Source organism: Arthrobacter sp. G.S.26, assembly GCF_050847375.1.
In the GTDB taxonomy this organism is placed as follows: domain Bacteria; phylum Actinomycetota; class Actinomycetes; order Actinomycetales; family Micrococcaceae; genus Arthrobacter.
This window is the reverse complement of sequence record NZ_CP193752.1, coordinates 1,410,667-1,433,793: the sequence shown is the minus strand read 5'-3', so window position 1 is coordinate 1,433,793 and position 23,127 is coordinate 1,410,667. Positions and strand designations below refer to the sequence as shown.

Here is a 23,127-nt window from a genome sequence, read left to right as displayed (position 1 = left end):
CGGATCGCTAAAGAGGGACAGCGGAGTGGGCCCCGGTCAGACGATCGCTGAGATCCCGGTAACGGCACGGCCGGTCACCAGGGTGTTGATCTCGTGTGTTCCCTCATAGGAGTAGATGGCTTCGGCGTCCGCGAAGATCTTGGCCATACCGTAGTCGGTGACGATCCCGTTGCCGCCCAGGATGTTCCTGCCGATTGCCACACTGTCCCGCATCCGTTCGGTGGTGAAGGCCTTGGCCAGGGCCGACTGCTCATCCTTGGCCTGACCCGCGTCCTCCAGCTGGGACAGCCGGACCATCATGCCCATGGAACTGACGGCGTTGCCCAGGATGCTGACCAGCTGGCTCTGGACCAGCTGGAAGGATGCCAGCGGCCTGCCGAACTGCTGGCGCTCCACGGCATAACTCCGGGCCACGTCGAACGCTGCCAGCTGCTGGCCTACTGCCTGCCACGCAACGCCGAGGCGGGTGACCTTGAGGACTTTGTTGACGTCGCGGAAGCTGTTGGCGTGCGCCAGCTTGAAGAAGTCGGGCACCACCACGTTGGTCAGGGTGATGTCGGCATTCTGGACGGTGCGCAGGGAGATCTTGTTCTCGATCTTTGTGGCCGAGTAGCCCGGCAGGCTGGTGTCCACCAGGAAGCCCTTGACCTTGTTGTCGTCCAGGTCCCGGGCGTAGATGACCACCCAGTCCGAGAAGGTGGCGTTGCCGATCCAGCGTTTTTCACCGTTGAGGATCCAGGAATCGCCGTCGCGGCGGGCTGTGGTGCGGGTCCCGCCGGCCACGTCGCTTCCGCCCAGCGGCTCGGTCAGGCCAAACGCGCCGATCTTCTTCATGGCGTAGATGTCCGGCAGCCAGGCATCCTTTTGTTCCTGCGAGGCAAGGGCTTCGATGGAGCCGGTAAACAGGCCATCGTGGACGCCGAGGAAGGTGGCGATGGAGGCGTCGGCGCGGGTCAGTTCGGCGTGAACCAGCCCCGCGAAGAGGTTCGAGTGGCCTTGCCGCCGGACGGGGCTGATCAGGTCGATTTCCGCGAGCTTGGGAATCAGGTCCATGGGGAACTCGCCGCGGTTCCAGCAGTCAACGGCGATGGGCTTTACTTCGCGGGCCAGGAAGTCCCTGATCTCAGCCAGCCGGTCCTGCTCCTTCTGCGTGAGGAGCTGCTCGAACGCGAAGAAGTCGCCGTCGGCGTACGGAAGGGTATTAAGGCCTGCAGGGGTGGCGGACATGGTTACCTCACAGCGGAATCGTCGTTGACCGGGGATCGCCCGAAAAAGCAGATGTTACTGGTCAGTAACTTACCGCACGAAGGCTGAATAGCCAAGCACCGCGGCCACCCTTCCGCAGTTGACTCACCCTGTGGAGCCATTGGGCATAGGCTCAGCGACGATGCGAACTGATCCGGCGGGGGCGCAGGGCACTGACCCTAACGCCGGCTCTGGAAAGCGAAAAAATGCCCGGTCCGCCGACAGGTGTCGGGAACCGGGCATTACTTGAGCGGTAGGGCTACTCGGACTTGAACCGAGGACCTTAGGATTATGAGTCCCGCGCTCTAACCAGCTGAGCTATAGCCCCGTGATGCCCGGCGCCGGGTGGGCGCCTGCCGGTGGACCGGAGGGCAAAAACACTCTAGCAAACCTGCGAAAGCGTTCAGACCACCTTGTCCTCGTAGCAGGCTCCCCGGTAGAGGTCCTCGAAAGTCTGCAGCGTCCCTTCGATGCTGTGCGGTTCCACCATCCTGCGGCTCGCCTGGCCCATGGCGGCCCGCTGGTCAGCCGGCAGTTCGAGGATCTGGGTGATCTTCTTGGCCAGGTCATCGCTGTCGTTGGGGATGAAGAGGTAACCGTTGGCGCCGTCCCGGACCAGGTGCGGCAGGGCCATGGCGTCCGCGAGGACCACGGGCGTGGACGCCGACATGGCTTCCAGGGTCACCAGGGACTGCAGCTCGGCGGTGCCGGGCATGCAGAACAGGTCCGCCAGGATGTAGGCCTTCCGCAGGTCCTCGTCGGTGGCAAGGCCCAGGAACTTCACCCGGTTGCCAAGGCCAAGCTTTTGGACCAGCGCTTCGAGGGCAGGACGCACCTCGCCACCGCCCACGATCTCCAGGTGAACGTTCAGTTCCGGAGGCGTCTTGCCAATGGCCCGGATCAACACATCAACGTGCTTCTCCTCCGCCAGCCGGCCGGCAAACATGACCGTGGGATGCGGGTGCGGCTCCAGCTGCTCCCCGGGCTGCAGTTCGTAGGCGGCCGAATCGATCCCGTTGGACAGCGGCAGGACTTTGCCCAGGAAGGCGTGTTCGTGCATGGCTTTGGCTGCCAGCGGGGTGGGGGTGGTGATCACGTCCGCCTGGCCCATCACTTTGCCCATGTCCCGCCAGGACACCTTGCCCACAATGTCCTTGAACCACTGCGGGAACGGCAGGAACGGGTTGAGGTTTTCCGGCATGAAGTGGTTGGTGGCAATGATCCGGATGCCGCGTTTTGCGGCCTCGTACAGGACGTGCTCGCCGATCATGTAGTGGCTCTGGATGTGCACCACATCCGGCTGCACCCGGTCGAAGAGGAGGCTGATCTCCTTTTTGATCTCCCACGGCAGGCAGATCCGGAACGATTCGTGGGTGAAGGCCCGGTGGGAGCGCAGCCGGTGCACGGTGGCCTCGGACCGGAATTCGGTGTAGCTCTTCCCGCTCTCCGGGCGGCCGGCCAGCACGTGCACGTTGTGGCCTCGCCCGGTCATCCCCTTTGCCAGGCGGTAACCGAACTGGGCGGCGCCGTTGACATTGGGCGGGTAGGTTTCGGCGGCAATAAGAATTGTCAGCTTCTGCTGGTCTGCGGGCGTGGTCATGGGGACTTCTCCTGATGGTCACGGTGCGGACAGCGGAGGCTGACAGCACGGTTGGCTGCCGGCAGGGGTGGCGCCGGGCCTCGTGGGCTTACTGGACTGCTGGGCTTACTCGACTGCTGGGCTGGTTTGGTTCACGCTGGTGCGGTTCACGACGGCGGCCGGCCCGCGGCCTTCCGCGCGTCCTTCCTGCGCTTGGTGACCTCGGGATGGTGCCGCGAAAGGGCAATCACCCCAACGATAGCAAGGGAAGCGGCGGTTCCCATGGCAATCGCCATGACGGCGTGCACATCCGGGCGCAGTTCGCCGAGGATCACAATGCCGATCGCGATGCCCACGATCGGGTCGATGACCGTCAGCCCTGCAATCACCAGGTCCGGCGGTCCTGCCGAGTAGGCACTCTGCACAAACCAGGACCCCAGTCCGCCGGCAGCGATGATGGCCACCACGGTGTACCACTGGACGTTCAGCAGGAACTGCCCGTTCGGGTCGAGGAGGTGCTTGCCGATGATGCGGGTAAGGACGGCGACAAAACCAAAAAGCACGCCGGCGCCCAGGATGTAGACGAATGCGTTCAGCCGGTGCCGGAACAGGACGGCGAGGGTGCCGAACAGCCCCACGGCCAGCGCCAGCAGCAGCACGATGGTCAGCTCGTTGTCCACGCTCACGTGGTGGTTTTCCTGGGTGACGTTGACCGCCAGGAGCACAAACAGGGCGGAGCCTGCCACGCAGGCGCTGATGGCCACCACCGTGGCCCGGTTGATGGTGAGATCTTGGTCCCTGGCATTGACGATGGTGGTGATGACCAGGGCAATGGCCCCGATGGGCTGGACCACCGTCAGGGGTGCAGACACCAGCGCCACGGCGTTCATGCCCATGCCCACCGCCAGCAGGACCAGCCCGAAAACCCAGCGCGGGTTCCGCAGCAGGCGCAGGAAACTGTTCGAGCTCAAGGCAAGGCCGCCGGTATCGGCCTTGACGGCGCTCCCCTGGCGCTGGGCGCCCAGCGCCAGGCAGAAGGCGCCCAGGACCGCCAGGATGACGGCAAGCCACACCATCAGGCGTTCCCGCCGTCGGTAGCGGCATGCAGCCGGCCTTTACGCAGGATGGCCCAGAAATAGTTGTAGGCGGCAATCCAGTGGCCGATCAGGCCCAGGATGAGCACAATCCAGGCCGCGGTAAACAAAGCGGCGGAGGATCCGGTATCCAGCCGGGATAGGAGCAGCATGGGCGTGCCCAGCAGGAGCAGGCCGGTGCGGATCTTCCCGACGGAACTGACCGGCAGGTCCGGGTGGCCGCGAAAGAAGAACAGCGTAAGGACCAGGAGCACGGCGTCCGGAACCACCAGTGCGGCCAGGTACAGCCAATGCACAACACCGGCGATCACCAGGGTGACCGCGACGGCGATCAGCGCCAGGCGGTCGGCGATGGGGTCCATGACCCGGCCCAGTCTGGAAGCCTGGTCGAAGCGGCGGGCCACATAGCCATCAACCCAGTCGGTGCCGGCCATCACCGCCAGGACCACTACCCCGGCACCGTACTCCTGCCGGGCCAGGACCAGCCAGATGAACAGCGGGACACCCATGAACCGGATGACGGTGAGCAGGTTGGGAATGGTGAAGATGAGGTCGTGGTCCACCTGGGGGCGGTCTGGGCTGGAACCGGCGCCAATAAACTTCACCAGGTCCCCTTCCCTTGTTCCGCGTCATGCGGTTTTCTTGTTGTGCTGTGATCCGGCGGCCGCTGCGTGCTGCGGGGGCTAGTAGGTGCGGATGAGTTTCCGGATCAGGACCACCAGGGCGGCGCCTGCGGCGGCCAGGGCTGCCAGCGGCTTCCACCGGTTGGGCAAGTCAGTCGATTCGGAGAAACCGGCCAGCTTCCGGCCGGCCACGTCCGCCCCGTGCGCGGCTGCGGCCTGTCCCTCGCGGGCCTTGTCCTGCGCCACACCCAACAGGTACCGGGACTGGGTCCGGACGTCCAGCTGGGTGCCGAGGTCGTCGCGGACCTCGGCCAGGTGGTGGCGGCGCTGGCCCAGGCGGCGGGCCAGTTCGGGTTCGGAGGCGTGTGGGAATTCCTTCCGGTGCTCCGCCTCCTTGGCTTCCTTTTCGGCCTTGGCCTTTGCCGCGGCCTCTTCCTTGGCGGCCTTCGCTGCCTTGGCTTCGGGGCTGTTGGGGTCCAGGATTGCCGGGTTGAAGGCGGAACCTTCCTTGGCGACGCCGAGGTCATGGCGGATGCCGCGGATGGTTTCCTCCGGCACCAGCGGCATTGCCTGCTTGAGTTTCCTGAGTCCGATCAGGCCGCCGATCAGGGCAATCAGCAGGAACACACCGGCCACGGCCAGCGCGGCAAGCCACGCCGGCATGATGGTGGCCAGCCCCATGATCGCTGCCACGATGAGGGCAACCACCAGCATCAGCACGAACACCAGGGCCACGCCGAAGAACGCAGCGGCGACGCCCAGCTGGATCCCCTTGCGTTTGAGCTCCACCTTGGCGAATGCGATTTCGTCGTTCAGCTGGCGGGGCGCCAGCCGGGAAAGGAGCTTCAGCGTCCCCGGCAGCGCGGTGAAGCGCAATCCCGGGCTGGTCCGCCCGCTGTGACGTCCACTCATCGGTTCCGCCTTACTAAAAATCTGGGGGTCAATATTGCTTCCCTGCGCTGCGGGATGGTGCACGTGCACCTTCCCCGCCACCAAAACTATCATTCAGGTTCAGGGCGAACTTCGGGGCTTGCCGGAGCGGCGCGGACTACAACGCTGAAAAAAGGTACGCCGGCGGGCCTAGGATTGTTGTCCGTGACCACTTCCGCCAATCCGGGCGACCTGCTGAGCCGGCGCCGGAAACTCCTGTACATCCTTCTCCTCGGCGCCCTGACGGCCTTGGGCCCGTTCACCATCGACCTGTACCTGCCTGCGTTCCCGGCGCTGGAGGCGAGCCTTGGAGTCACGGAAGCCCAGGTGCAACTGACCCTGGCGGGCACCACGGTGGGCTTTGCCCTGGGGCAGCTGGTGGTGGGACCCATCAGTGACAGGTTTGGCCGCCGGGCGCCGCTGATCCTGGCCACTGCCCTTCACATCATGGCGTCCCTCGGCGCAGCGCTGTCAACGGACATCACCACGCTGGGTATCTTCCGTGTCCTGATGGGCATCGGTGCCGCCGGCGGCGGCGTGGTGGCCATGGCAATGGTGCGGGACCTGTTCTCGGGGTACGCCATGGTGCGGATGTTCTCCCGGATGGCGCTGGTCAACGGCCTTGCCCCGATCCTGGCACCCGTCATCGGCTCGCAGCTGCTGCTGGTGATGCCGTGGCCGGGAATCTTTGTGTTCCTCGCCTCCTACGGCACCTTGGTGATCATCGCGGCCCTGTTCCTGGTCCGCGAGACGCTTCCACCCGAAAAGCGGGGCCAAAGCGGCCTGACCATGCGGCAGCGGTACCGGGTGCTGTTCAGCGACCGGATCTTTGTGGGCCTGCTCATCGTTGCAGGGATGAACTTCGGTGGCCTGTTCACGTACCTTTCTGCCTCGCCGTTCCTGTTCCAGGACGTGTTTGGATTTTCCCCGCAGGAGTACGGACTCCTGTTTGGCATCAACTCGCTGGGGATTGTGGCAGGTGTGCAGACCAGCTCCCGGCTGATCCGCCGGGTGCCCCCGCAGTGGATCCTGGCCTGCGCCACCGCCTGGATGTTTGTGATGGCTGTGCTGATTGTGGTGTTCGACCAGCTGGGCTTCGGGCTCTGGGGCGTCCTGGTGCCGCTGTGGTTCTACATCCTGGGTACTGGCTTTATGTTCCCGTGCGTCCAGGTCCTGGCGCTGGCCAACCACGCAGCCCAGGCCGGCACGGCGGCGTCCCTGCTGGGTGCCGCGACGTTTATGGCCGCCGGGCTGATTTCACCTGTGGTGGGCTGGCTGGGGATCGAGAGCGCCACCCCGATGGGTGCGGTGCAGGCCGCCTGCATCCTGCTTTCCATCGCGTCCCTGTGGCTGGTGGTCCGGCCCCGCACCGTTCCGGCCATCCAGTGACACCCGCACGCCCGGCACAGCCCGGGAGCCCGGCATGACCCGCGGCCGTCCGCACCGCAACGGCAGGGGCCTTTTCCTCGGCGCGGTGCTGGGCGCCGTCGCCGGCTATTTTGCCGGCCGGATGCTGGGCAGCCCGGCCGTTGGCATCGTGCTGGGCGCGCTGGTGGGCTCCGCAGTGCTCTACCGGGTTAATCCCGGACCCCGCAAGCGGCGATGACGCACCGGAAACCACAACGGCCGCCGATAATCGGCTGATCCGCGATAAAATGGGCCCGTGCCCAAACGGCAGGACCAGCCGCCACTACCGGCCACATGGCAACGGTGCGATAACCAGATACTGCCACTGTGGTGGGACCGGCTGTGCGCCCAGACAGGCCAGCAGTCCGCTGCCCTGTACGCTGCAGGCCTGTTCAACGGGGACCGGCGGCGGCCCATCGCCCAGTGGTTCAATCCGGCCTTCAACGCCGCGCTGCTGGTAGCCCCGGAAACGTCCCCTGAATGGCCCGTGCAGCGCTTCGGGATCTTCTACGCGCCCGCCGATGCCGGCTTCGTCCGCGTCCATTCAGCGCCCCACGAATGGAACCCGCGCCAGCCGCGCACCTCCCCCACCGAACAGGAAGCCTTCCTGGCCGCGGTTGTTGAAGCTGAGCGCTTCCTCCAGGTTGAAATGGACTTTGCCTAGGGAACAAAAAATCCCCGTCCTGCCAGCGGCGGGACGGGGATTTTCCGGTTTGCTCCTCCTGCTGGACTTGAACCAGCAACCCTTCGATTAACAGTCGAATGCTCTGCCAATTGAGCTAAGGAGGAATGAAGCAGGTATGACATTAGCAAAGGATCACAGGCAATGGAAATCGGCGGAATCCCGCGGAATTCCGGCACCCCGGGAAAACAAAAATCCCCGTCCCGGGAACCCGGAACGGGGATTGTGCGCTCCTCCTGCTGGACTTGAACCAGCAACCCTTCGATTAACAGTCGAATGCTCTGCCAATTGAGCTAAGGAGGAATGAAGCAGGTAATAGCCTAGCAAACTCCGGGCCGGGAAACGAAATCGGCGCCGCGGCCGGCCGCTGCGTGCCTGGAACTCAGGTCTCCGCGCGCAGCGCCCTGCGTTCCATTTCCAGCATCATCAGTTCCCGGTTGAGCCGCTGGTAGGCCTCCGGGTCCGCGGCAGGGTCCAGCCGCTGCAACTGCCCCATCTTGTCCGCCTTGACCCGGGTGATCTGCAGCTCGAACAGGCGCGAAAGGATGTCCCGGCAGTATTTCTGCACCGCTTCCTCCGTGCTGGCCGGCAACGGCACCACCGCAAGTTCGGACACCAGCGGGCGCAACGGCTCCGGCACCTCGTGCATCACATGCTCCACCCACCGCACAGGCTCGGCGGTCAGGCCGTGCCCCGTGGCGCGCATGGCGTCATGCACGGCCTGGAACGCGGGGGTGGCGAAGCGGGCGGCCGTAAAACGGTCCCACACCTCCCCCGCCAGCACGGCCGGCTCCTGAAGGGCCACTTCGAGCGCCTGGCGCTCCATGGACGCCACAGGGTCCCGCGGGTCAGGCCGGTGGTAGGACGGGACAGCGCCCGACGCCGGACCGGCAGCAACACCGGGCCCGCCGGCTTCCGCGGGCCTTGCGGCAGCCTGGCCGCCCTGTTGAGCCGCCACAGGCCCTGCCCCGCCCTGCATGCCCGCCGGGGCGCGTTTTATGGCAACCGCCACGGCCCGGTTGACCTCTTCGACGGACATGCCCAGCCAGCCTGCCAGTTCACGGGCGTAGCCGGGCCTGATGCCGCCGTCGCGGATCTGGCCCACCACCGGTGCCGCTTCGCGCAGCGCGGCGACGCGGCCTTCCACGGTGTCCAGGTTGTGGCGCTTCAGGGAGGCGCGGATGGCGAATTCGAACAGCGGCCGGCGGCTGCTGATCAGGTCCCTGACGGCCGCGTCGCCGCGGGTCTGGCGCAGGTCGCACGGATCCGCCCCGGTGGGTTCCACCGCCACATAGGTCTGCGCGGTGAACCGCTGGTCCTCCTCGAAGGCGCGCAGGGCAGCTTTCTGCCCGGCGGCGTCGCCGTCGAAGCAGAAGACCACTTCGCCGCCGGTGCCGTCGTCCGAAAGCAGCCGGCGGGAAACCTTGATGTGCTCGGTGCCGAACGCGGTGCCGCAGGTGGCCACCGCCGTCGTGATTCCTGCGAGGTGGCAGGCCATCACGTCCGTGTAGCCTTCCACCACCACCAACTGCCGGTCCTTGGCGATGCTGCGTTTGGCGAGGTCGATGCCGTAAAGGACCTGGGACTTCTTGTACAGCGTGGTTTCGGGGGTGTTGAGGTACTTGGGGCCTTGGTCGTCCTCGTAGAGTTTGCGCGCGCCGAAGCCGATGGTGTCCCCGGCGATGTCCTTGATGGGCCAGACCAGCCGGCCCCGGAAGCGGTCGTAGATGCCCCGGTTGCCTTCCGAAAACATGCCGGTCAGCTTCAGTTCGGCGTCCGTGAAACCGCGGCCACGGAGGTGTTTCAGCAGCGCGTCCCAGCCCTGGGGTGCGTAACCCACGCCAAAGTGCTCGGCGGCGGCCCGATCGAAGCCGCGCCCAAACAGGAAGTTCCGGCCCTCGGCGGCGCCGGGCGTCAGGAGCTGGGCGCGGAAGAATTCGTCGGCGATTTTGTGGGCGTCCAGGAGCCGCTGCCGGCGGCCCACTTCCTCCCGGCTGGGCCCGCTGCCGCCGTCCTCGTACCGCAGTTCGTAGCCGATCCTGGCGGCCAGCTTCTCCACCGCCTCGTGGAAGGAGCTGTGGTCCTGTTTCTGGACGAAGGCGATGACGTCGCCGTCTTCGCCGCAGCCGAAGCAGTGGTAGCGGCCCACTTGCGGACGGACGGTAAACGACGGGGACCTTTCGTCGTGGAAGGGACACAGTCCCTTGAACGTTCCCAGCCCGGCGCCCTTGAGGGTGACGTAGCCGTCCACCACTTCCTTGATGTCCGTGCGTTCGCGTACTTCGTCAATGTCTTCGCGTTTGATCAGGCCGGCCACAATGCCATCCTAGTCCGGGCCACTGACAGTGCCGGGCCGGGGGTAACCGGCCTCACCACAGCGACGGCAGGCTCCCCACCAGGCGCTCATACATGGCCAGGGCCGAGCCGTCAGTCAAGGACGCCACCTGGTCGATGACCACCCGGAGCCGGGCATCGTCGTCGGCCGCGTCGCGCCAGTCCGCGGCGAACATGGGCTCCAGGTGCCTGTCGCCGGTGGCGCTGAGGGCGGTGACCAGGGCGTGCAGCACCTCGCGCTGGCGTTCGTAGATGGGCTGCCGGTGGTCGGTGGTCATCACGAAGGTGGTGGCCAGGCCCTTCATCACGGCGATTTCCATCACTGTTTCATCCGGGACCATCAACTCGGCGTTGTACCGGGTGAGGTTTTCGGGGCCGTAAACCGCGCGGGTGGCTTCCAAAGCGCTCTGGCAGAACCGGCCGATCAGCTGGCTGGTCATGTTTTTCAGGGCCGCCATGGCTTTCCGGCTGCCGTCGGCCTCCCGGACCCACACGTCGGTGGCTTCGAGCCGGGCCAGGGCCGCGTCGATGGCGGCCGGATCGTTGTGCGGCAGGTACCACTGCTTGGCATAGCCCACCACCCGGGCCCGGTGGTCCGGGTTTTTCATCCAGCCCAGCTGGAAGTGCCCGGCCACAATCGCGTCCTCCACGTCGTGGACGGAGTAGGAGATGTCGTCGGCCAGGTCCATGACCTGGGCTTCGAGGCAGGACCGGCGTTCCGGGGCGCCTTGCCGCAGCCAGGTGAAGATGGGCAGGTCGTCCTCGTAGGCGCCGAACTTGCTGGTCCGCTGGCCGTGGATCACCGGGGCTTCCAGGGCCGACCAGGGGTACTTTGAGGCGGCGTCAAGGCTGGCCCGGGTGAGGTTCAGCCCGGCAGGCTGGCCGTCCACCGTCAGCACTTTCGGTTCAAGGCGGGTCAGCAGCCGGAGGGTCTGGGCGTTGCCTTCAAACCCGCCGATCGCATGCGCAACCTCGTTGAGCGCCGATTCGCCGTTATGGCCGAAGGGCGGATGGCCCAGGTCGTGGCTGAGGCAGGCGGTGTCCACCACGTCCGGGTCGCAGCCCAGGGTGCGGCCCAGTTCCCGGCCCACCTGCGCCACTTCGAGGCTGTGCGTCAGCCGGGTCCGGACGAAGTCGTCCGTGTCCGGTGCCACCACCTGGGTTTTGGCGCCCAGCCGCCGCAGGGCGGAGGAGTGCAGCACCCGGGCCCGGTCGCGTTCAAAGTCGGACCGGTAGGTGGTTTTGGGGGGTTCCTCCACCCAGCGCGCGGAGTCGTCCGCGTTGTAGCCGGGAAGGACCGGCGCAGCAGTGCGGGTTTCAGCCACCGGAAACGTCCAGTTCTGCGGCGGAGATGTCGCGGGACTGGTAGGCGTTCAGGGCCCGGGATTCCAGCCAGTCTTTAGGCAGGGCAGGTTTTTTGGGTGAGCCGGCCCGGCCGCGGGGGCCTTCGGCGTCGCCGCCCGGGTACGGGGACTCCGCGTCGAGCTCGGCCAGGGCCGCGCGCAGTTCCTCGAGGCTGTTCACCAGAGCCATCCGGGTGCGGAGCTCGCCGCCCACCACGTACCCCTTGAAGTACCAGGCGATGTGCTTGCGGATCTCGCGGAGGGCCTTGCCCTCGTCGCCGAAGGTCTCCACCATCAGTTCAGCATGCCGGTACACGCCCTGCGCCACCTGGCCCAGGTTGGGCGTGTGCCGGATGTCCTTGCCTTCGAAGGCGGCCTGCAGGTCGCCGAAGAGCCACGGCCGGCCCTGGCAGCCGCGGCCAATGACCACGCCGTCGACGCCGGTCTCGCGGACCATCCGGACGGCATCCTCAGCGGACCAGATGTCGCCGTTGCCCAGCACGGGAATGTCCGGCAGGGCCTCACGGAGGCGCGCGATGGCGGACCAGTCAGCCTGGCCGGAGTAGAACTGGGCGGCAGTGCGGCCGTGGAGGGCGACGGCGGCCACCCCGGAATCACGGGCGATCCGGCCGGCCTCGAGGTACGTCAGGTGGTCATCGTCGATGCCTTTGCGCATCTTGATGGTCAGCGGGACGTTGCCCTTGCCCGCTTCCCGGACGGCGGTCTGCACGATCGAGGTGAACAGGTCCGTTTTCCAGGGCAGGGCCGAGCCGCCGCCGCGGCGGGTGACCTTGGGCACCGGGCAGCCGAAGTTCAGGTCGATGTGGTCTGCGCGGTCCTCTTCCACCAGCATCCTGACGGCGGCGCCCACGGTGACGGGGTCCACGCCGTACAGCTGGACCGAGCGGACCTTTTCATCGTCGTCGTGGGAGATGATGCGCAGCGATTCGGGGGTCCGCTCCACCAGGGCGCGGGAGGTCACCATTTCGGCCACGTACATGCCGCCGCCGTACTCGCGGCAGAGGCGGCGGAACGCGGAATTGGTAATACCGGCCATGGGCGCCAGGATCACCGGCGTGTCCACGGTGAGGGGTCCCAGCTTCAGGGGCGGGAGTTCCAGCTTGGGAGCGGGCGGGGTTGCTACAACAGTCACCTGTCCATTGTTGCAAAGCCGGGCAAATCGTGCCGGAAGGTCAGGGCGGCCAGCGGCCCCGGGGCCTGCCTCAGCCCCGGTCTGCCCGCCGGCCCCGCCGGGTGGCCGCCGCTTCGTCCCCCGCTGCCGTTGCGGCTGCGGCGAGGCTCCCGGTATCCAGCCGCCGGCTGTCCCTGGCTGCGCCGCCGTCGGCAGTTCCGCCGTCCGTTCCGCCGCCGTCGGCCGTTCCATTGGCCGCTGTTGCGCCTGCCGAAACGCCGGCTTTTGCGCCGGAACCGCCGGCGTGGCGGATGCTGGTGGCCTTGACCACCAGGACGGCGATCAGGGTGGTCACGGGGATGGCCAGGACCAGGCCGATGGATCCGACGAGGGTCCTGATGACTTCCTCGGACAGTTCGGCGCTGGTGAGGGTCTCGCCCAGGGGCCGGTCGTACAGCATCACGATGATGAGGATGGGCAGGGCGGCGCCGGCATAGGCGAAGGCGATGGTGTAGACCGTGGAGGCGATGTGGTCCCGGCCAATCCGCATCGCGGAGGTGAAGAGCTTCCGGGCGCTGCTCTCCGGGGCCAGCTCGTAGAGCTCCCACACGGCCGAGGACTGCGTGATGGTCACGTCGTTGAGGACGCCGAGCCCGGAGATGATGAGGCCGCACAGGATCACCCCGGAGATGGAGATGTTGGCCGAGGTGTTGATAAGGGTACTGGCGTCGTGATTACCAACACCGGCAAGGTTGGCGGCGTCGGTGGCCCAGGCAGCCAGCAGCGCCGTAATGCCCAGCCCGAACATGGTGCCCAACAGCGCCGTGGACGTCCGGGCCGAGAAACCATGGGCAAAGTACAGGACCCCGATCATGATCACCGTGGATCCCACCAGCGCCAGGAGCAGCGGCGGTTTGCCCTCCACCAGGCCGGGCAGCATAAAGCCGGCCAGCACAAAGTAGGCGCCCACCAGTCCCACCAGAGCACGCAGGCCACGCCAGCGGGCCACAGCGATCACCACTGCCGCGTACAGCAGGGCCAGCAGCACAATGGGAAGGGTCCTGACGAAGTCCACAAAGATGTAGGCGGGTGATGCCTGCGTGGCGGAGGCGCCCTGGGCGTTGGACAGGTTCAGGTACCTGATCTGGTCGCCGGGTTTCACGCCGTGCGAGGCTGCAACGTCCGGGTTGATGACCACCTTGACCGGGTTGCCGCCCTTGTCCGGCTCGGTCGAGGCGAAGGTGCAGTCGGAGCCTTGATTGGCCCCCTGGGCTGCGTCCGGGCCCGCCTGCTGCCCGGCCGCCCCGGGCGCCGCCGTAGAACCCTGCATACAGCTTTCGACGCTCACACTCTGGATGGTGCCGGTATCAAACGTCACACCGGGTGCCGCAGCGTACGGATTGGCCAGCGAGATGCCCTCCTTGCTGCCGGAGGGCCAGAGCATCGCCATCCCCGCGAGCGTCAGCAGGGTGAGGGGAATCAGGATGGCCGCGAGGATGCGGTTGGCTTTGCGCCGTGCGGCCATCGCTTCCGGGGTTGGCTCCGAATGACCTTGTGAAGCGTGGGAGTGGCCGGCTCCCATCAGCAGAAAAACCTCATGCGTTGAACTCTACTTCCGGCACCTTAGGGTTGATAAATGGATGACCGGGACTGGGAGGTACCAAGCGTGGCCAACCGAAGTACTGACAGCAGTGGGCAGCAGGCCGCCCAGGGAACACCGGGCCACAGCCACCAGGCGGTCCTCACCGTCCTGCCGGCATCCGGTGCCACCAAGGGCGTGGTGCTGGTGCTGCACGGCGGCAAGTCCCGCAGCCGCGAGCCCGTGGAGGCACGCCATCTGAGCCCGGCCCGGATGATTCCCTTTGCCCGCCAGCTGCACCGTGCGGGCGGGCGCAGCGGCCTGGCCGTCTGGTCCCTGCGGAACAGCGTCCGGGGCTGGAACGGACCCGACATGTCACCCCTGCGTGATGCCCGCTGGGCGCTGGCGCAGATCACCGAAAAACATCCCGGCGTGCCCATCTACCTGCTGGGCCACTCGATGGGCGGCCTGACCGCCGTCTGCGCCGCCGACCACCCCCAGGTCGAGGCAGTGGTGGCCCTTGCGCCGTGGCTCAGCCCGGAAACGCCTGCCACAGGGGTGGCTGGCCGGAAAGTGCTGATTGTGCACGGCACCGTGGACCGCTGGACCAGCGCCGCCCAGTCGTTGGCTTTCGCCCGCCGGGCCTCTAGATCCGCAGCCAGCATGCAGTACGTGACCCTGAACGGGGCCGGGCACTTTATGCTCCGCAAGTTCCGGCTCTGGCAGGGACTGGCCACCGGCTTTGTCCTGAGCGCCTTCAACGAGTCCACGCGTGCCGGCGCCCCGGTCCCCCGCTCGTATGCCCAACTGCTGCCGGAATCAGCAGTCCAGGTCACCTTGTGAGGATGCCGTGGCGCCCGGCGCCGAGTGACCGCTTCTACCGCCTGGTGGTGCGGACCGGGCTGGCGCTGCGGGCAGCGTTCAGGGTCCGCATCATCACCACGGGCCAGGAGAACCTGCCGGCACCTGCCCCGCGGCTGCGTGCGTCCCGGCCGGTCCGGCCCGGGACCGGCGCGGTGTTTGCCGTGACGCATTTCGGCTACCTGGACTTCGCGGTGGCTGAGCTGCTGCTGTGGAAGCACGCCCGGGCGCAGCTCAGGTTCCTCATCCACCAGGGCGCCGCCGACCACTGGTTCGCCGGACCGGCCATCAGCGCGTCCGGGCACGTGGTGGTGGGATACACGGAGCGCAAGGACGCCTACGACGCCGCCGTGGCCAAACTCCGTGCCGGCGAATACCTGGCGGTTTTCCCGGAGGCAGGCGTGAGCCGCAGTTTCACCGTCCGGGAGTGCAGGACGGGTGTGGTCCGGATGGCGGCGGAGGCCGGGGTTCCCGTGATCCCGGTGTCCGTGTGGGGTGCGCACCGGCTACTCACCCGCGGGCACGGTTTTTCGGCCCGGCGTACCTGGCGGGCTCCGGTCCGGGTCCAGGTGGGCGAACCCGTACGGTATGCGCCGGGGGTAGACGCCGAGGCGGCGACTGCTGCGCTCCGGGAGGAGCTGCAGGCCGGCATCGACCGCTGCACTGACGACTTTCCGTTGCCGGCCCGCCCTGGTGCGTGGTGGCAGCCCGCCCATCTTGGCGGCGGAGCACCGTCCGACGCCGAGCGGGCCCTGCTGGACGCCGAGGACGCAGCCAGGGGCCGCCGTCGTGGTCCCCGCTGACGGTCCACGCTGAGGTGCCCTGCTGACGTGCCCTGCTGATACGCAAGGGGCCGCGGAAATTTCTTTCCGCGGCCCCTTGCCTTCGACCGGTTGGCTGGGTCAGCAGGGCAGGATCAGTCCGAGACCACCAGGGTTTCCGGTCCGGCCAGCCGGGCTTTTCCGCCCGCCAGGAGCGGCTCGACGGCGACCCGCAGGGCGGTCATCGAATCGTCCAGTTCCAGCATCACGGGGTGCTGGTAGGCGATCAGCGACAGCATGTCCCGGACCGCTTCGGCAGCATCCGCGGCCTCCAGCGCCGGGTCGTGGCCAACAAAAACGTCGGTTGCCGCGCCGGTGTCGCCGAGCGGCCGGCCGTCCGGGTCCTGGGTGGGTGCCGCGTAACTGACGGCGAAGGCCCGGATTTTGCCCTTCCGGGTGGGTGCCACGCCCGGCCCGAAGGCCGAGCCCGGCTCAGCGCGCAGCACAATGGCGCCGTGCGCACCGGTGAGGTCGTCCAGGAACAGCTTCTGCACCTGGCCCACTGACAACTCGCCCGGGGAATCCCAGCTGTGGATGGCCGTGTAGTAGCGTCCCACCACGTCGGTGAGCTCCACCGAGCCCGTGGCCAGGTCCATCACCACGTCCGAACCCGCGTTTTCGCCGGCCGCGCCGTTGTCGGATTCAGGGAACACCGGAAGCCGCAGCGCGCCGGGTTCCACCACCACCAGGCGGGACCGCTGGATGGAGGCCAGCCCGAAGGCTGCCGCGAATTCGGCACCGGGGGTGCCGGGCTCCACTTTGGCGCGCAGCTTTGAAACGCCCGACGGCGACTGCTCCGCTTCGCGGCGGAGCATGGTCAGGAGCGTGGCGCCGATGCCGGAGCGGCGGTGGTCACGCGCCACCTCGACGTACGTCCACAGCCGTTCCGGGTGCAGGGACGCTTCATAGACCACGCCGGCGGCCACGGGGATCCCGACGCCGTCCAGCACGTCCTCGGCGACGATGCAGCGCCGCCACGGGGTGCCGTTGGTCCCGGCCGAGGATTCGGCCAGGGCGCCACGGAACTGCCGGGCCTGGTGGGTCTCGGGCCCGCCCCAGAGTTCCAGGAGCGCCAGGTCGTCGCCTTCGCGCCAGCTGCGGTATTCGATGGCCATGCTCAGGCGCCGATCAGGCGGGCGGCCAGGTAGCCTTCCACCTTGTCCAGGGACACACGTTCCTGGCTCATGGTGTCCCGCTCGCGGATGGTCACGGCCTGGTCCTCGAGGGTGTCGAAGTCCACGGTGATGCAGAACGGGGTGCCGATCTCGTCCTGGCGGCGGTAGCGGCGGCCGATTGCGCCGGCGTCGTCGAAATCGATGTTCCAGTTCTTCCTCAGCTGCGCGCCCAGGGCCTTGGCTTTCGGGGACAGATCCTCGTTGCGGCTCAGCGGCAGCACGGCGGCCTTGACCGGCGCCAGGCGCGGGTCGAGCTTCAGCACGGTGCGCACGTCCACGCCGCCCTTGGCGTTGGGGGCCTCATCCTCCGTGTAGGCATCCACCAGGAACGCCATGAAGGACCGGGTCAGGCCGGCGGCCGGCTCGATCACAAACGGCGTGTACCGCTCATTGGTGGCCTGGTTGAAGTAGCTCAGGTCCGTGCCGGAGGCCTTGGCATGGGTGGACAGGTCGAAGTCGGTGCGGTTGGCGATGCCTTCAAGCTCGCCCCACTCCGAGCCCTGGAACCCGAACCGGTATTCAATGTCGGTGGTGCCCTTGGAGTAGTGGCTGAGCTTTTCCAGCGGGTGCTCGAAGAAGCGCAGGTTCTCTTCCTTGATGCCCAGGCCGGTGTACCAGGACATCCGCTCCGTCATCCAGTAGCGGTGCCATTCCTCGTCAGTGCCGGGCTCAACAAAGAACTCCATTTCCATCTGCTCGAACTCGCGGGTGCGGAAGATGAAGTTGCCGGGCGTGATCTCGTTGCGGAAGGACTTGCCGATCTGGCCGATGCCGAACGGCGGCTTCTTCCGGGCGGTGGTGAGCACGTTGTTGAAGTTCACAAAGATGCCCTGCGCGGTTTCGGGGCGCAGGTAGTGCATGCCCTCTTCGCTGGCGACGGGGCCCAGAAAGGTTTTGAGCAGGCCGGAGAATTCCTGCGGGGCGGTCCACTCACCGCGGGTGCCGCAGTTTGCGCAGGCAATGTCCTTGAGCCCGTTTTCCGCCGGCCGGCCCTTCTTCTCCTCGTACTCTTCCTCGAGGTGGTCTGCGCGGTACCGCTTGTGGCAGGAAAGGCACTCCACCAGCGGATCGGAGAAGACGTCCACGTGGCCTGAGGCTTCCCAGACCTGGCGGGGCAGGATGACGGAGGAATCGAGTCCCACCACATCCTCGCGGCCGCGGACCATCGACTGCCACCACTGGCGCTTGATGTTTTCCTTCAGTTCGGCGCCGAGGGGCCCGTAGTCCCAGGCAGAACGCGAACCTCCGTAGATCTCACCGGCCTGGAACACGAAGCCCCTCCGCTTGGAGAGGGAAATGACCTGGTCAAGAACGGACTTTGCTGCCATGGGGAACTCCAGTTTCTACAGGGCCGCTGGGTGCGGTCCGCGGTTTTTCGGTGCCGGCACTCCGGTGGTGGGGCACCACGGGTTTCCGGCGGATTGGATGAAGGAAAATGTTGCAGAAAGCTGCGTGTCCCAGCCTACCGGCCCTGCCTGCGGAGCGCGCCCCGCGGCCAGGGCAGGGTGGCCAGGATGATGGCCCCCAGGGTGAGGACAGTTCCCAGGACGGTGGCCGGAGCCACAACGGAGCCCGGTGCGGGCAGCGCCACGTCCAGGGCCAGGGACCCCAGCAGCTGGCCGGCGATCATGCCCAGGCCGGTGACCAGCACACCCAGGCTGCGCACCAGGAGCGCGCCTACACCGATGAAAACGCAGCCCATGGGCCCGCCGATGTAGTACCACCACTCGGCCGGCAGCGGATTGCCGGCCCCGGCCACTGCCACCTTGATGCCGTACACGGTCCACAGCACGGCGCAGCCGGCCACGAAGTTCACCAGGGTGGCGGCGATGGGTGTTCCGTAGTGGACGGTGGCGGTGCCGTTCATGGCCTGCTGGAAGCTCATCAGGAACCCGGCAAGCAGCGGCAGCAGCAGCGGCAGGACCAGCCCGCCGGCGTCGGTTGCTCCCGGGCCGCCGGCGAACCTCGGCGAAACCGCCCAGGCCACGGCGGCGATGGTCAGCACGCAGCCCACCACGCGGATGCCGGTGATGGATTTGCGGCCGGCCGGGCCGATGCCCAGCCGGTCCACCAGCAACCCGCTGAGGGTCTGGCCTGTCACTGTGGCCACCGTGAACAGCGCCACGCCCAGGATGCCCACCGTGAAGGACTGGGCGAAGACAAAGATGGCCCCGATCCCGCCGGCCATAACGTAGACGCGCGGGAAGGCGCGGGTGCGGACGGCCGGCAGGATCCGGGCCAGCCCGGCCCGGCCCCGGGGCAGCAGCACCGAGATGAGGAGCATTACCAGCAGGCCTGTGCTGAAGCTCACCACGGACGCGGCGACGCCGTCATCCAGGCGGGTGGCCAGCGCCCCGTTGATGCGGCCCTGGGCGGGGATGGCGAGGCCGGCCAGCACCGCAAGCGGGAGGCCCGCCAGGAGCGGCAGGCGGGAGGGTGAGGTCATTGGATCCACCTTACGTCAGGCATTATTGCTGTATGAGCAACCCCGTAGAGGACATCCCCATCCGCGACAGCATGATCCGCCTGGGCCAGCTGCTGAAGCTTGCCAACCTGGTGGAGGACGGTGTTGAGGCCGCCGAAGTGGTGAAGAACGGGCTGGTCAAGGTGAACGGCGAGATCGATGACCGCCGCGGCCGCCAGCTCCACCACGGCGACACCGTCACCGTGAACGGGCAGACCGTCCGGGTCAGCGCCCCCGCAGCGGACTGACCGGACGCGGCGGGCTTACGGCGGGCTGACCGAGGGCGACACGCCCAGTTGAGGTGCTCCGTGACGTATCCGGCCGCCGTCGTCACTCCTGCTTGTTGAGCACCTCATGCGTGAGGAACTCGCCCACGTGCCCGATTTCCTGCTGGTTGATGCCGTGCCACATGCCCGTGTACAGCACCTTGGTGAGCTTGACGTGTTTGCGGACCCAGCCCATGGTGAAGTCGATCTTGTCCGCGGTGATCACCGGGTCCTGCTGGTCCCGGCCCCAGAAGAACGGCACGGTGCCCTGCAGGTCGGCGTCGTGGAATGAGGGGTCTGCGCCGGCGTCGACCGCAAAACCGGACAGCCCGACGACGGCCGCATAGTCCTGCGGCCGCTGCCGCAGGAGCGTGGTGGCCATGGCCATGCCCATGGAAAAGCCCAGCAGTGTCACTGACGGGTGGTGTGGCCGGATCCCGTCGATCCACTCCTGCACATAGGCGGACGCCTCGGTGACGCGCTCCAGCGTGTACTCGATGGACGCCGTCAGCGGGAACCAGGTGTAGCCCTGGCCCATGGCGAGGGGTGCACGGACCGAGGCGATGGCGAATCCTGCCGGCAGCATGTCGGCCAGGCCCATCAGGTCCTGTTCGTTGGCGCCGTAGCCGTGGAGCAGCACCAGCAACGGCTTGCCCGCACGCTGGTCCTCGGGGTGGGACCACTGGACAACGGGGGCAGGAAATACAGAAGCATCAGTCATGGTTTCCATTCTTACAGTTACCCGAAAGTAACAACCTACGTTGGCGTAGCCAGCGCAGCAGAAGGCAGGATAGGAACGTGAGTGACACAAACGCCAGCCAGACCCCGCACCCCCGGACCGAATCGCACCCCTGGACCCGGTATGTAGCCCTGGGCGATTCCTTTACGGAGGGCATCGGCGATCCCGAGCCCTCGTCCCCCGGCGGGTTCCGCGGCTGGGCGGACCGGGTGGCGGAGGAACTTGGCCGCACGCAGAAGGACTTCGCCTACGCAAACCTCGCCGTCCGCGGCCGGCTCCTGCAGCAGATCGTGGACCAGCAGCTGGCACCGGCCCTGGCCCTCCGCCCGGACCTGGTGACCCTGTCCGCGGGCGGCAACGACCTCCTGCGGCGCGGCGGCGATCCGGATGCGCTGGCCGGGAAACTTGATTCCGTGGTGCAGATCCTGGCCATGAACGGTGCCACGGTGGTGGTGTTCAACGGCCCGGATACGGGTTCGTCGGTGCTGGGCCGGATCCGGTCCAAGGTGGCCATCTACAACGAGAACCTCCGCACCATAGCCGCCCGGCATGACGCCGTTATTGCGGATATGTGGTCCCTGCGGCAGCTCCGCGATCCGCAGATGTGGGACCAGGACCGGCTGCACTTCTCGCCGGTGGGCCACCACACCATCGCCGCGATGGTGCTGGACTCACTCAACGTCGAGCACACCCTCGAACCCCTGCACCCGAAACCGCTTCCGCCCAGCACATGGCGGGAAGCCCGGAGCGGGGACCTGGTGTGGGCCCGCGAATATTTCGTCCCGTGGGTCCTGCGCCGGCTGCGCCACCAGTCCTCCGGCGATGGCATCACCGCAAAACGCCCGACGCCGGGTCCCGCCTTTGGCCCGGGCGTCCCGTTGGGGTCCGGCGAAGGTCCGCTGGGGACCACGGCAGCCACAGCGGAGTAGCCTGCCCTTCCCGTCGGTTCTGGTTGAGGTGCGCGGATTCCTTCCGGCGCACCCTCATCCGGCGCGCCCCGGCTAAGCTGGGAGGACACACACGAGAGGCGCGGCACCGTGAGCAACCTGTTTTTCTGGATCATCATCCTGTCCTTTGTCATCCCCATGGGCATGCGGATGTACCGGAAGTCAGTGGCCCGCCGGAACCAGGACCAGAGCTTCTCCGGCCGCTATCCCAACCAGTTCCCCGGCGGCCCCGGACCGCAGAACAACCAGCCCCGCGACGGCTACACCCAGCAGGACTACTACGGCGGCGGTTTCCGCCAGATCGACGCGCCGCAGCCCATCGACCGGCCGCAGCCGCTGCCTGACCCGTTCGGCCGGCCGCAGGCCCCGCACCAGGGCGGGTACCCGGGCCAGCCCGGTTACCCCGCACAGCCCGGCCAAGGCGGGTACCCGGGCCAGCCCGGCCAGCCCGCTCCGGAACAGCCGCAGGCGCCCGCCACTCCCCCGCCGCCGTCGGCCCCGCAGGGCTTCCGGGCCCGCAAACTCGCCGAACTGGACCAGCAGTACAGCAACGGTGAGCTCTCCATGGAGGAGTACATGACCCGCCGTGGCGAGATCATGAAGGGCTGACCAACCCGGCCGGGGTAGCCCGACTAGACGAGGAACGATGCCCGCAGCTGCGCCCCCAGCTGGCCGATCTCGGTCAGGAAGCCGTCGTGCCCGATCGGCGCCTGGATCAGGTGGACGTCCACCTCGCCCGGCAGCGCCGCCGCCAGCTCGTAGGACTGCGCCGGGAAGTACAGCCGGTCCGAGTCGACCGCTGCGACAAAAAACCGGACTCCCGGCACGTCCAGCGCCTGCGCCAGCGTGCCCCGGTTGCGGGTGACGTCATGGCTCATGAGTGCCTCGGTGAGCGCGATGTAGCTGTTGGCGTCGAACCGCTGGACCAGTTTGTTGCCTTGGTGGTCCAGGTAGCTTTCCACCTGATAGCGGCCCCGGGCGGCCAGCGAATCCGCGCGGACCGGTGTTTCGGCGGCCTGCGCCTGCCGGCCGAACCGGCCTTCGAGTTCCGCGGCGGACCGGTAGGTGATGTGGGCGATGCGCCGGGCCAGGGCCAGACCGTCCCCGGGGAACGGGCCGCCGTAGTAGTCGCCGCCCTGGAAGTTGGCATCCTGGCGGATGGCCAGCGTTTGCGCCTGCGCAAACGCGATCTGCTCTGCGGTGCTCGCCGCACCGACGGCGATGACGGCGCACCGCTGCACCCGCTCCGGGTAGGTCACCGCCCATTCCAAGGCACGCGCACCGCCCATGGAGCCGCCCAGGACGGCGAACCAGCTGCGGATGCCCAGCTGGTCTGCGAGCCTGGCTTCGGCCACGGTGCTGTCCCGCAGGGTCACCAGCGGAAACCGGGAACCCCACGGGCTGCCGTCCGGTGCGGCTGAGGACGGTCCCGTGGACCCGTAACAGCCGCCCACAATGTTGATGGACACCACAAAAAACTGGTCCGTGTCCACGGGTGCGCCCGGACCGGCCAGCTGTTCCCACCAGCCGGGCTCGTCGCTGTCGCCGCGGGCAACGTGGGTGCTGCCGGTCAGGGCATGCTCGATCAGGATGGCGTTGCTGCCGTCGGCATTCAGGGTGCCCCACGTTTCGTAGGCCAGGGTGACGTCCGGCAGGTATCCGCCGGCTTCAAGTTCCAGGGCCCCTACGGAGGCGAAGCGGACAATCCCGTGTTCGGGAACGGTGGTACGGGCGACGGTAACCGTCATGGCAAGACCTCTTCTACGCGCTTGCCTGCCGTCGAATGACCGGCAGGCCAGGTCTTCACCCGGGGCACCCCACCGCGGAAGGAGGGTTGCCGGCCAGCAAGCCGGGGCTGTCACTGGCACTCATGACCTTGTTCGAGTGTACGAAGAACACCCCACCC

At 67.3% G+C, this 23,127-nt stretch carries 22 protein-coding genes, 3 tRNA genes and 1 riboswitch; of the genes, 8 read left to right on the top strand and 17 right to left on the bottom strand.

The window, feature by feature from the left end:
• Window positions 1-36 precede the first annotated feature (36 nt).
• The 6 genes from ACRB8A_RS06505 to ACRB8A_RS06480 form a co-directional block, all read right to left on the bottom strand.
• On the bottom strand, window positions 37-1,227 hold the full coding sequence (locus tag ACRB8A_RS06505) for an acyl-CoA dehydrogenase family protein (protein ID WP_050685456.1): 1,191 nt from the start codon (window positions 1,225-1,227) through the stop codon (window positions 37-39).
• Between the two features lie 272 nt (window positions 1,228-1,499).
• Window positions 1,500-1,573, bottom strand: a tRNA-Ile gene (locus ACRB8A_RS06500).
• A gap of 75 nt (window positions 1,574-1,648) precedes the next feature.
• On the bottom strand, window positions 1,649-2,845 hold the full coding sequence (locus tag ACRB8A_RS06495) for a glycosyltransferase (protein WP_056598983.1): 1,197 nt from the start codon (window positions 2,843-2,845) through the stop codon (window positions 1,649-1,651).
• Between the two features lie 146 nt (window positions 2,846-2,991).
• Complete coding sequence (locus ACRB8A_RS06490; protein WP_050685454.1) at window positions 2,992-3,900, bottom strand: DMT family transporter; 909 nt, start codon at window positions 3,898-3,900, stop codon at window positions 2,992-2,994.
• Window positions 3,900-4,523: a CDP-alcohol phosphatidyltransferase family protein gene (locus ACRB8A_RS06485; RefSeq protein ID WP_056598986.1), complete on the bottom strand. Its 624-nt coding sequence runs from the start codon at window positions 4,521-4,523 to the stop codon at window positions 3,900-3,902. Before ACRB8A_RS06485 ends, ACRB8A_RS06490 begins: the two co-directional genes overlap by 1 nt.
• Before the next feature lie 78 nt (window positions 4,524-4,601).
• The gene (locus ACRB8A_RS06480; protein WP_050685452.1) at window positions 4,602-5,453 is read right to left on the bottom strand and encodes a phage holin family protein; all 852 of its coding nucleotides are present in this window, start codon (window positions 5,451-5,453) and stop codon (window positions 4,602-4,604) included.
• Between the two features lie 183 nt (window positions 5,454-5,636).
• Between ACRB8A_RS06480 and ACRB8A_RS06475 the strand changes: the two genes are divergently transcribed.
• Genes ACRB8A_RS06475 through ACRB8A_RS06465 form a run of 3 tightly spaced genes read left to right on the top strand, consistent with a single transcriptional unit; the run spans window position 5,637 to window position 7,542 of the window.
• Window positions 5,637-6,860 carry a multidrug effflux MFS transporter gene (locus ACRB8A_RS06475; RefSeq protein ID WP_432245861.1) on the top strand — a complete coding sequence of 408 codons (1,224 nt, stop codon included), beginning with the start codon at window positions 5,637-5,639 and terminating at the stop codon, window positions 6,858-6,860.
• A 34-nt stretch (window positions 6,861-6,894) separates the two neighbouring features.
• Entirely contained in the window at window positions 6,895-7,077 is a 183-nt protein-coding gene (locus tag ACRB8A_RS06470; RefSeq protein WP_050685450.1) for a hypothetical protein, read from the top strand.
• A gap of 57 nt (window positions 7,078-7,134) precedes the next feature.
• Complete coding sequence (locus ACRB8A_RS06465) at window positions 7,135-7,542, top strand: hypothetical protein (RefSeq protein WP_056598989.1); 408 nt, start codon at window positions 7,135-7,137, stop codon at window positions 7,540-7,542.
• A gap of 52 nt (window positions 7,543-7,594) precedes the next feature.
• Here ACRB8A_RS06465 and ACRB8A_RS06460 read toward each other — a convergent pair.
• The 6 genes from ACRB8A_RS06460 to ACRB8A_RS06435 all read right to left on the bottom strand — a co-directional run bounded on the left by ACRB8A_RS06460 (window position 7,595) and on the right by ACRB8A_RS06435 (window position 13,894).
• Window positions 7,595-7,667 (bottom strand) — tRNA-Asn (locus ACRB8A_RS06460).
• Window positions 7,668-7,790: 123 nt separating this feature from the next.
• Window positions 7,791-7,863 (bottom strand) — tRNA-Asn (locus ACRB8A_RS06455).
• A 79-nt stretch (window positions 7,864-7,942) separates the two neighbouring features.
• Complete coding sequence (gene dnaG / locus ACRB8A_RS06450) at window positions 7,943-9,877, bottom strand: DNA primase (RefSeq protein WP_050685448.1); 1,935 nt, start codon at window positions 9,875-9,877, stop codon at window positions 7,943-7,945.
• Window positions 9,878-9,929: 52 nt separating this feature from the next.
• The gene (locus ACRB8A_RS06445) at window positions 9,930-11,219 is read right to left on the bottom strand and encodes a deoxyguanosinetriphosphate triphosphohydrolase (RefSeq protein WP_056598991.1); all 1,290 of its coding nucleotides are present in this window, start codon (window positions 11,217-11,219) and stop codon (window positions 9,930-9,932) included.
• A complete protein-coding gene (gene dusB, locus ACRB8A_RS06440; RefSeq protein ID WP_432245860.1) occupies window positions 11,212-12,390 on the bottom strand; it encodes a tRNA dihydrouridine synthase DusB in 1,179 nt (392 codons plus the stop codon). The genes ACRB8A_RS06445 and dusB overlap by 8 nt, the downstream gene beginning before the upstream one ends.
• A 70-nt stretch (window positions 12,391-12,460) precedes the next feature.
• Entirely contained in the window at window positions 12,461-13,894 is a 1,434-nt protein-coding gene (locus tag ACRB8A_RS06435; protein ID WP_432245859.1) for a YibE/F family protein, read from the bottom strand.
• 111 nt (window positions 13,895-14,005) lie between these two features.
• Here ACRB8A_RS06435 and ACRB8A_RS06430 point away from each other — a divergent pair, with 111 nt between their 5' ends.
• Both ACRB8A_RS06430 and ACRB8A_RS06425 read left to right on the top strand, forming a co-directional pair.
• Complete coding sequence (locus ACRB8A_RS06430) at window positions 14,006-14,791, top strand: alpha/beta hydrolase (RefSeq protein ID WP_432245858.1); 786 nt, start codon at window positions 14,006-14,008, stop codon at window positions 14,789-14,791.
• A gap of 2 nt (window positions 14,792-14,793) precedes the next feature.
• Window positions 14,794-15,612, top strand: coding sequence for a lysophospholipid acyltransferase family protein (locus ACRB8A_RS06425; protein ID WP_432245857.1), 819 nt, complete (start codon window positions 14,794-14,796; stop codon window positions 15,610-15,612).
• A gap of 113 nt (window positions 15,613-15,725) precedes the next feature.
• On the opposite strand, the gene ACRB8A_RS06420 is transcribed toward ACRB8A_RS06425, so the two are convergent.
• From ACRB8A_RS06420 to ACRB8A_RS06410, 3 genes are all read right to left on the bottom strand, one after another.
• Window positions 15,726-16,745, bottom strand: a complete 1,020-nt coding sequence (locus ACRB8A_RS06420; RefSeq protein WP_432245856.1) for a GNAT family N-acetyltransferase — start codon at window positions 16,743-16,745, stop codon at window positions 15,726-15,728.
• Between the two features lie 2 nt (window positions 16,746-16,747).
• Window positions 16,748-18,133 (bottom strand): glycine--tRNA ligase, encoded by a 1,386-nt coding sequence (locus tag ACRB8A_RS06415; protein WP_050685441.1) that lies wholly within the window; start codon window positions 18,131-18,133, stop codon window positions 16,748-16,750.
• Between the two features lie 134 nt (window positions 18,134-18,267).
• On the bottom strand, window positions 18,268-19,251 hold the full coding sequence (locus tag ACRB8A_RS06410; protein ID WP_432245855.1) for a DMT family transporter: 984 nt from the start codon (window positions 19,249-19,251) through the stop codon (window positions 18,268-18,270).
• A gap of 32 nt (window positions 19,252-19,283) precedes the next feature.
• Here ACRB8A_RS06410 and ACRB8A_RS06405 point away from each other — a divergent pair, with 32 nt between their 5' ends.
• Entirely contained in the window at window positions 19,284-19,517 is a 234-nt protein-coding gene (locus ACRB8A_RS06405; protein WP_432245854.1) for an RNA-binding S4 domain-containing protein, read from the top strand.
• Window positions 19,518-19,599: 82 nt separating this feature from the next.
• Here ACRB8A_RS06405 and ACRB8A_RS06400 read toward each other — a convergent pair whose 3' ends face one another.
• A complete protein-coding gene (locus tag ACRB8A_RS06400; protein ID WP_432245853.1) occupies window positions 19,600-20,256 on the bottom strand; it encodes an alpha/beta hydrolase in 657 nt (218 codons plus the stop codon).
• A 77-nt stretch (window positions 20,257-20,333) separates the two neighbouring features.
• On the opposite strand from ACRB8A_RS06400, the gene ACRB8A_RS06395 reads away from it, so the two are divergent.
• Window positions 20,334-21,203 (top strand): SGNH/GDSL hydrolase family protein, encoded by an 870-nt coding sequence (locus ACRB8A_RS06395; protein ID WP_432245852.1) that lies wholly within the window; start codon window positions 20,334-20,336, stop codon window positions 21,201-21,203.
• A 108-nt stretch (window positions 21,204-21,311) separates the two neighbouring features.
• A complete protein-coding gene (locus ACRB8A_RS06390) occupies window positions 21,312-21,830 on the top strand; it encodes a hypothetical protein (protein WP_056599007.1) in 519 nt (172 codons plus the stop codon).
• Between the two features lie 23 nt (window positions 21,831-21,853).
• On the opposite strand, the gene metX is transcribed toward ACRB8A_RS06390, so the two are convergent.
• Entirely contained in the window at window positions 21,854-22,969 is a 1,116-nt protein-coding gene (gene metX, locus ACRB8A_RS06385) for a homoserine O-acetyltransferase MetX (protein ID WP_056599009.1), read from the bottom strand.
• Between the two features lie 12 nt (window positions 22,970-22,981).
• A riboswitch (SAM riboswitch) is annotated at window positions 22,982-23,097 on the bottom strand.
• Between the last annotated feature and the right edge of the window lie 30 nt (window positions 23,098-23,127).

What these genes read in the sequence shown, in the direction of transcription:
- ACRB8A_RS06505 (WP_050685456.1), bottom strand. Translation starts at nt 1,227, where the DNA reads ATGTCCGCCACCCCTGCAGGCCTTAATACCCTTCCGTACGCCGACGGC.
- ACRB8A_RS06495 (WP_056598983.1), bottom strand. Translation starts at nt 2,845, where the DNA reads ATGACCACGCCCGCAGACCAGCAGAAGCTGACAATTCTTATTGCCGCC.
- ACRB8A_RS06490 (WP_050685454.1), bottom strand. Translation starts at nt 3,900, where the DNA reads ATGGTGTGGCTTGCCGTCATCCTGGCGGTCCTGGGCGCCTTCTGCCTG.
- ACRB8A_RS06480 (WP_050685452.1), bottom strand. Translation starts at nt 5,453, where the DNA reads ATGAGTGGACGTCACAGCGGGCGGACCAGCCCGGGATTGCGCTTCACC.
- ACRB8A_RS06470 (WP_050685450.1), top strand. Translation starts at nt 6,895, where the DNA reads ATGACCCGCGGCCGTCCGCACCGCAACGGCAGGGGCCTTTTCCTCGGC.
- ACRB8A_RS06435 (WP_432245859.1), bottom strand. Translation starts at nt 13,894, where the DNA reads ATGGCCGCACGGCGCAAAGCCAACCGCATCCTCGCGGCCATCCTGATT.
- ACRB8A_RS06430 (WP_432245858.1), top strand. Translation starts at nt 14,006, where the DNA reads ATGGATGACCGGGACTGGGAGGTACCAAGCGTGGCCAACCGAAGTACT.
- ACRB8A_RS06425 (WP_432245857.1), top strand. Translation starts at nt 14,794, where the DNA reads ATGCCGTGGCGCCCGGCGCCGAGTGACCGCTTCTACCGCCTGGTGGTG.
- ACRB8A_RS06420 (WP_432245856.1), bottom strand. Translation starts at nt 16,745, where the DNA reads ATGGCCATCGAATACCGCAGCTGGCGCGAAGGCGACGACCTGGCGCTC.
- ACRB8A_RS06415 (WP_050685441.1), bottom strand. Translation starts at nt 18,133, where the DNA reads ATGGCAGCAAAGTCCGTTCTTGACCAGGTCATTTCCCTCTCCAAGCGG.
- ACRB8A_RS06410 (WP_432245855.1), bottom strand. Translation starts at nt 19,251, where the DNA reads ATGACCTCACCCTCCCGCCTGCCGCTCCTGGCGGGCCTCCCGCTTGCG.
- ACRB8A_RS06405 (WP_432245854.1), top strand. Translation starts at nt 19,284, where the DNA reads ATGAGCAACCCCGTAGAGGACATCCCCATCCGCGACAGCATGATCCGC.
- ACRB8A_RS06400 (WP_432245853.1), bottom strand. Translation starts at nt 20,256, where the DNA reads ATGACTGATGCTTCTGTATTTCCTGCCCCCGTTGTCCAGTGGTCCCAC.
- metX (WP_056599009.1), bottom strand. Translation starts at nt 22,969, where the DNA reads ATGACGGTTACCGTCGCCCGTACCACCGTTCCCGAACACGGGATTGTC.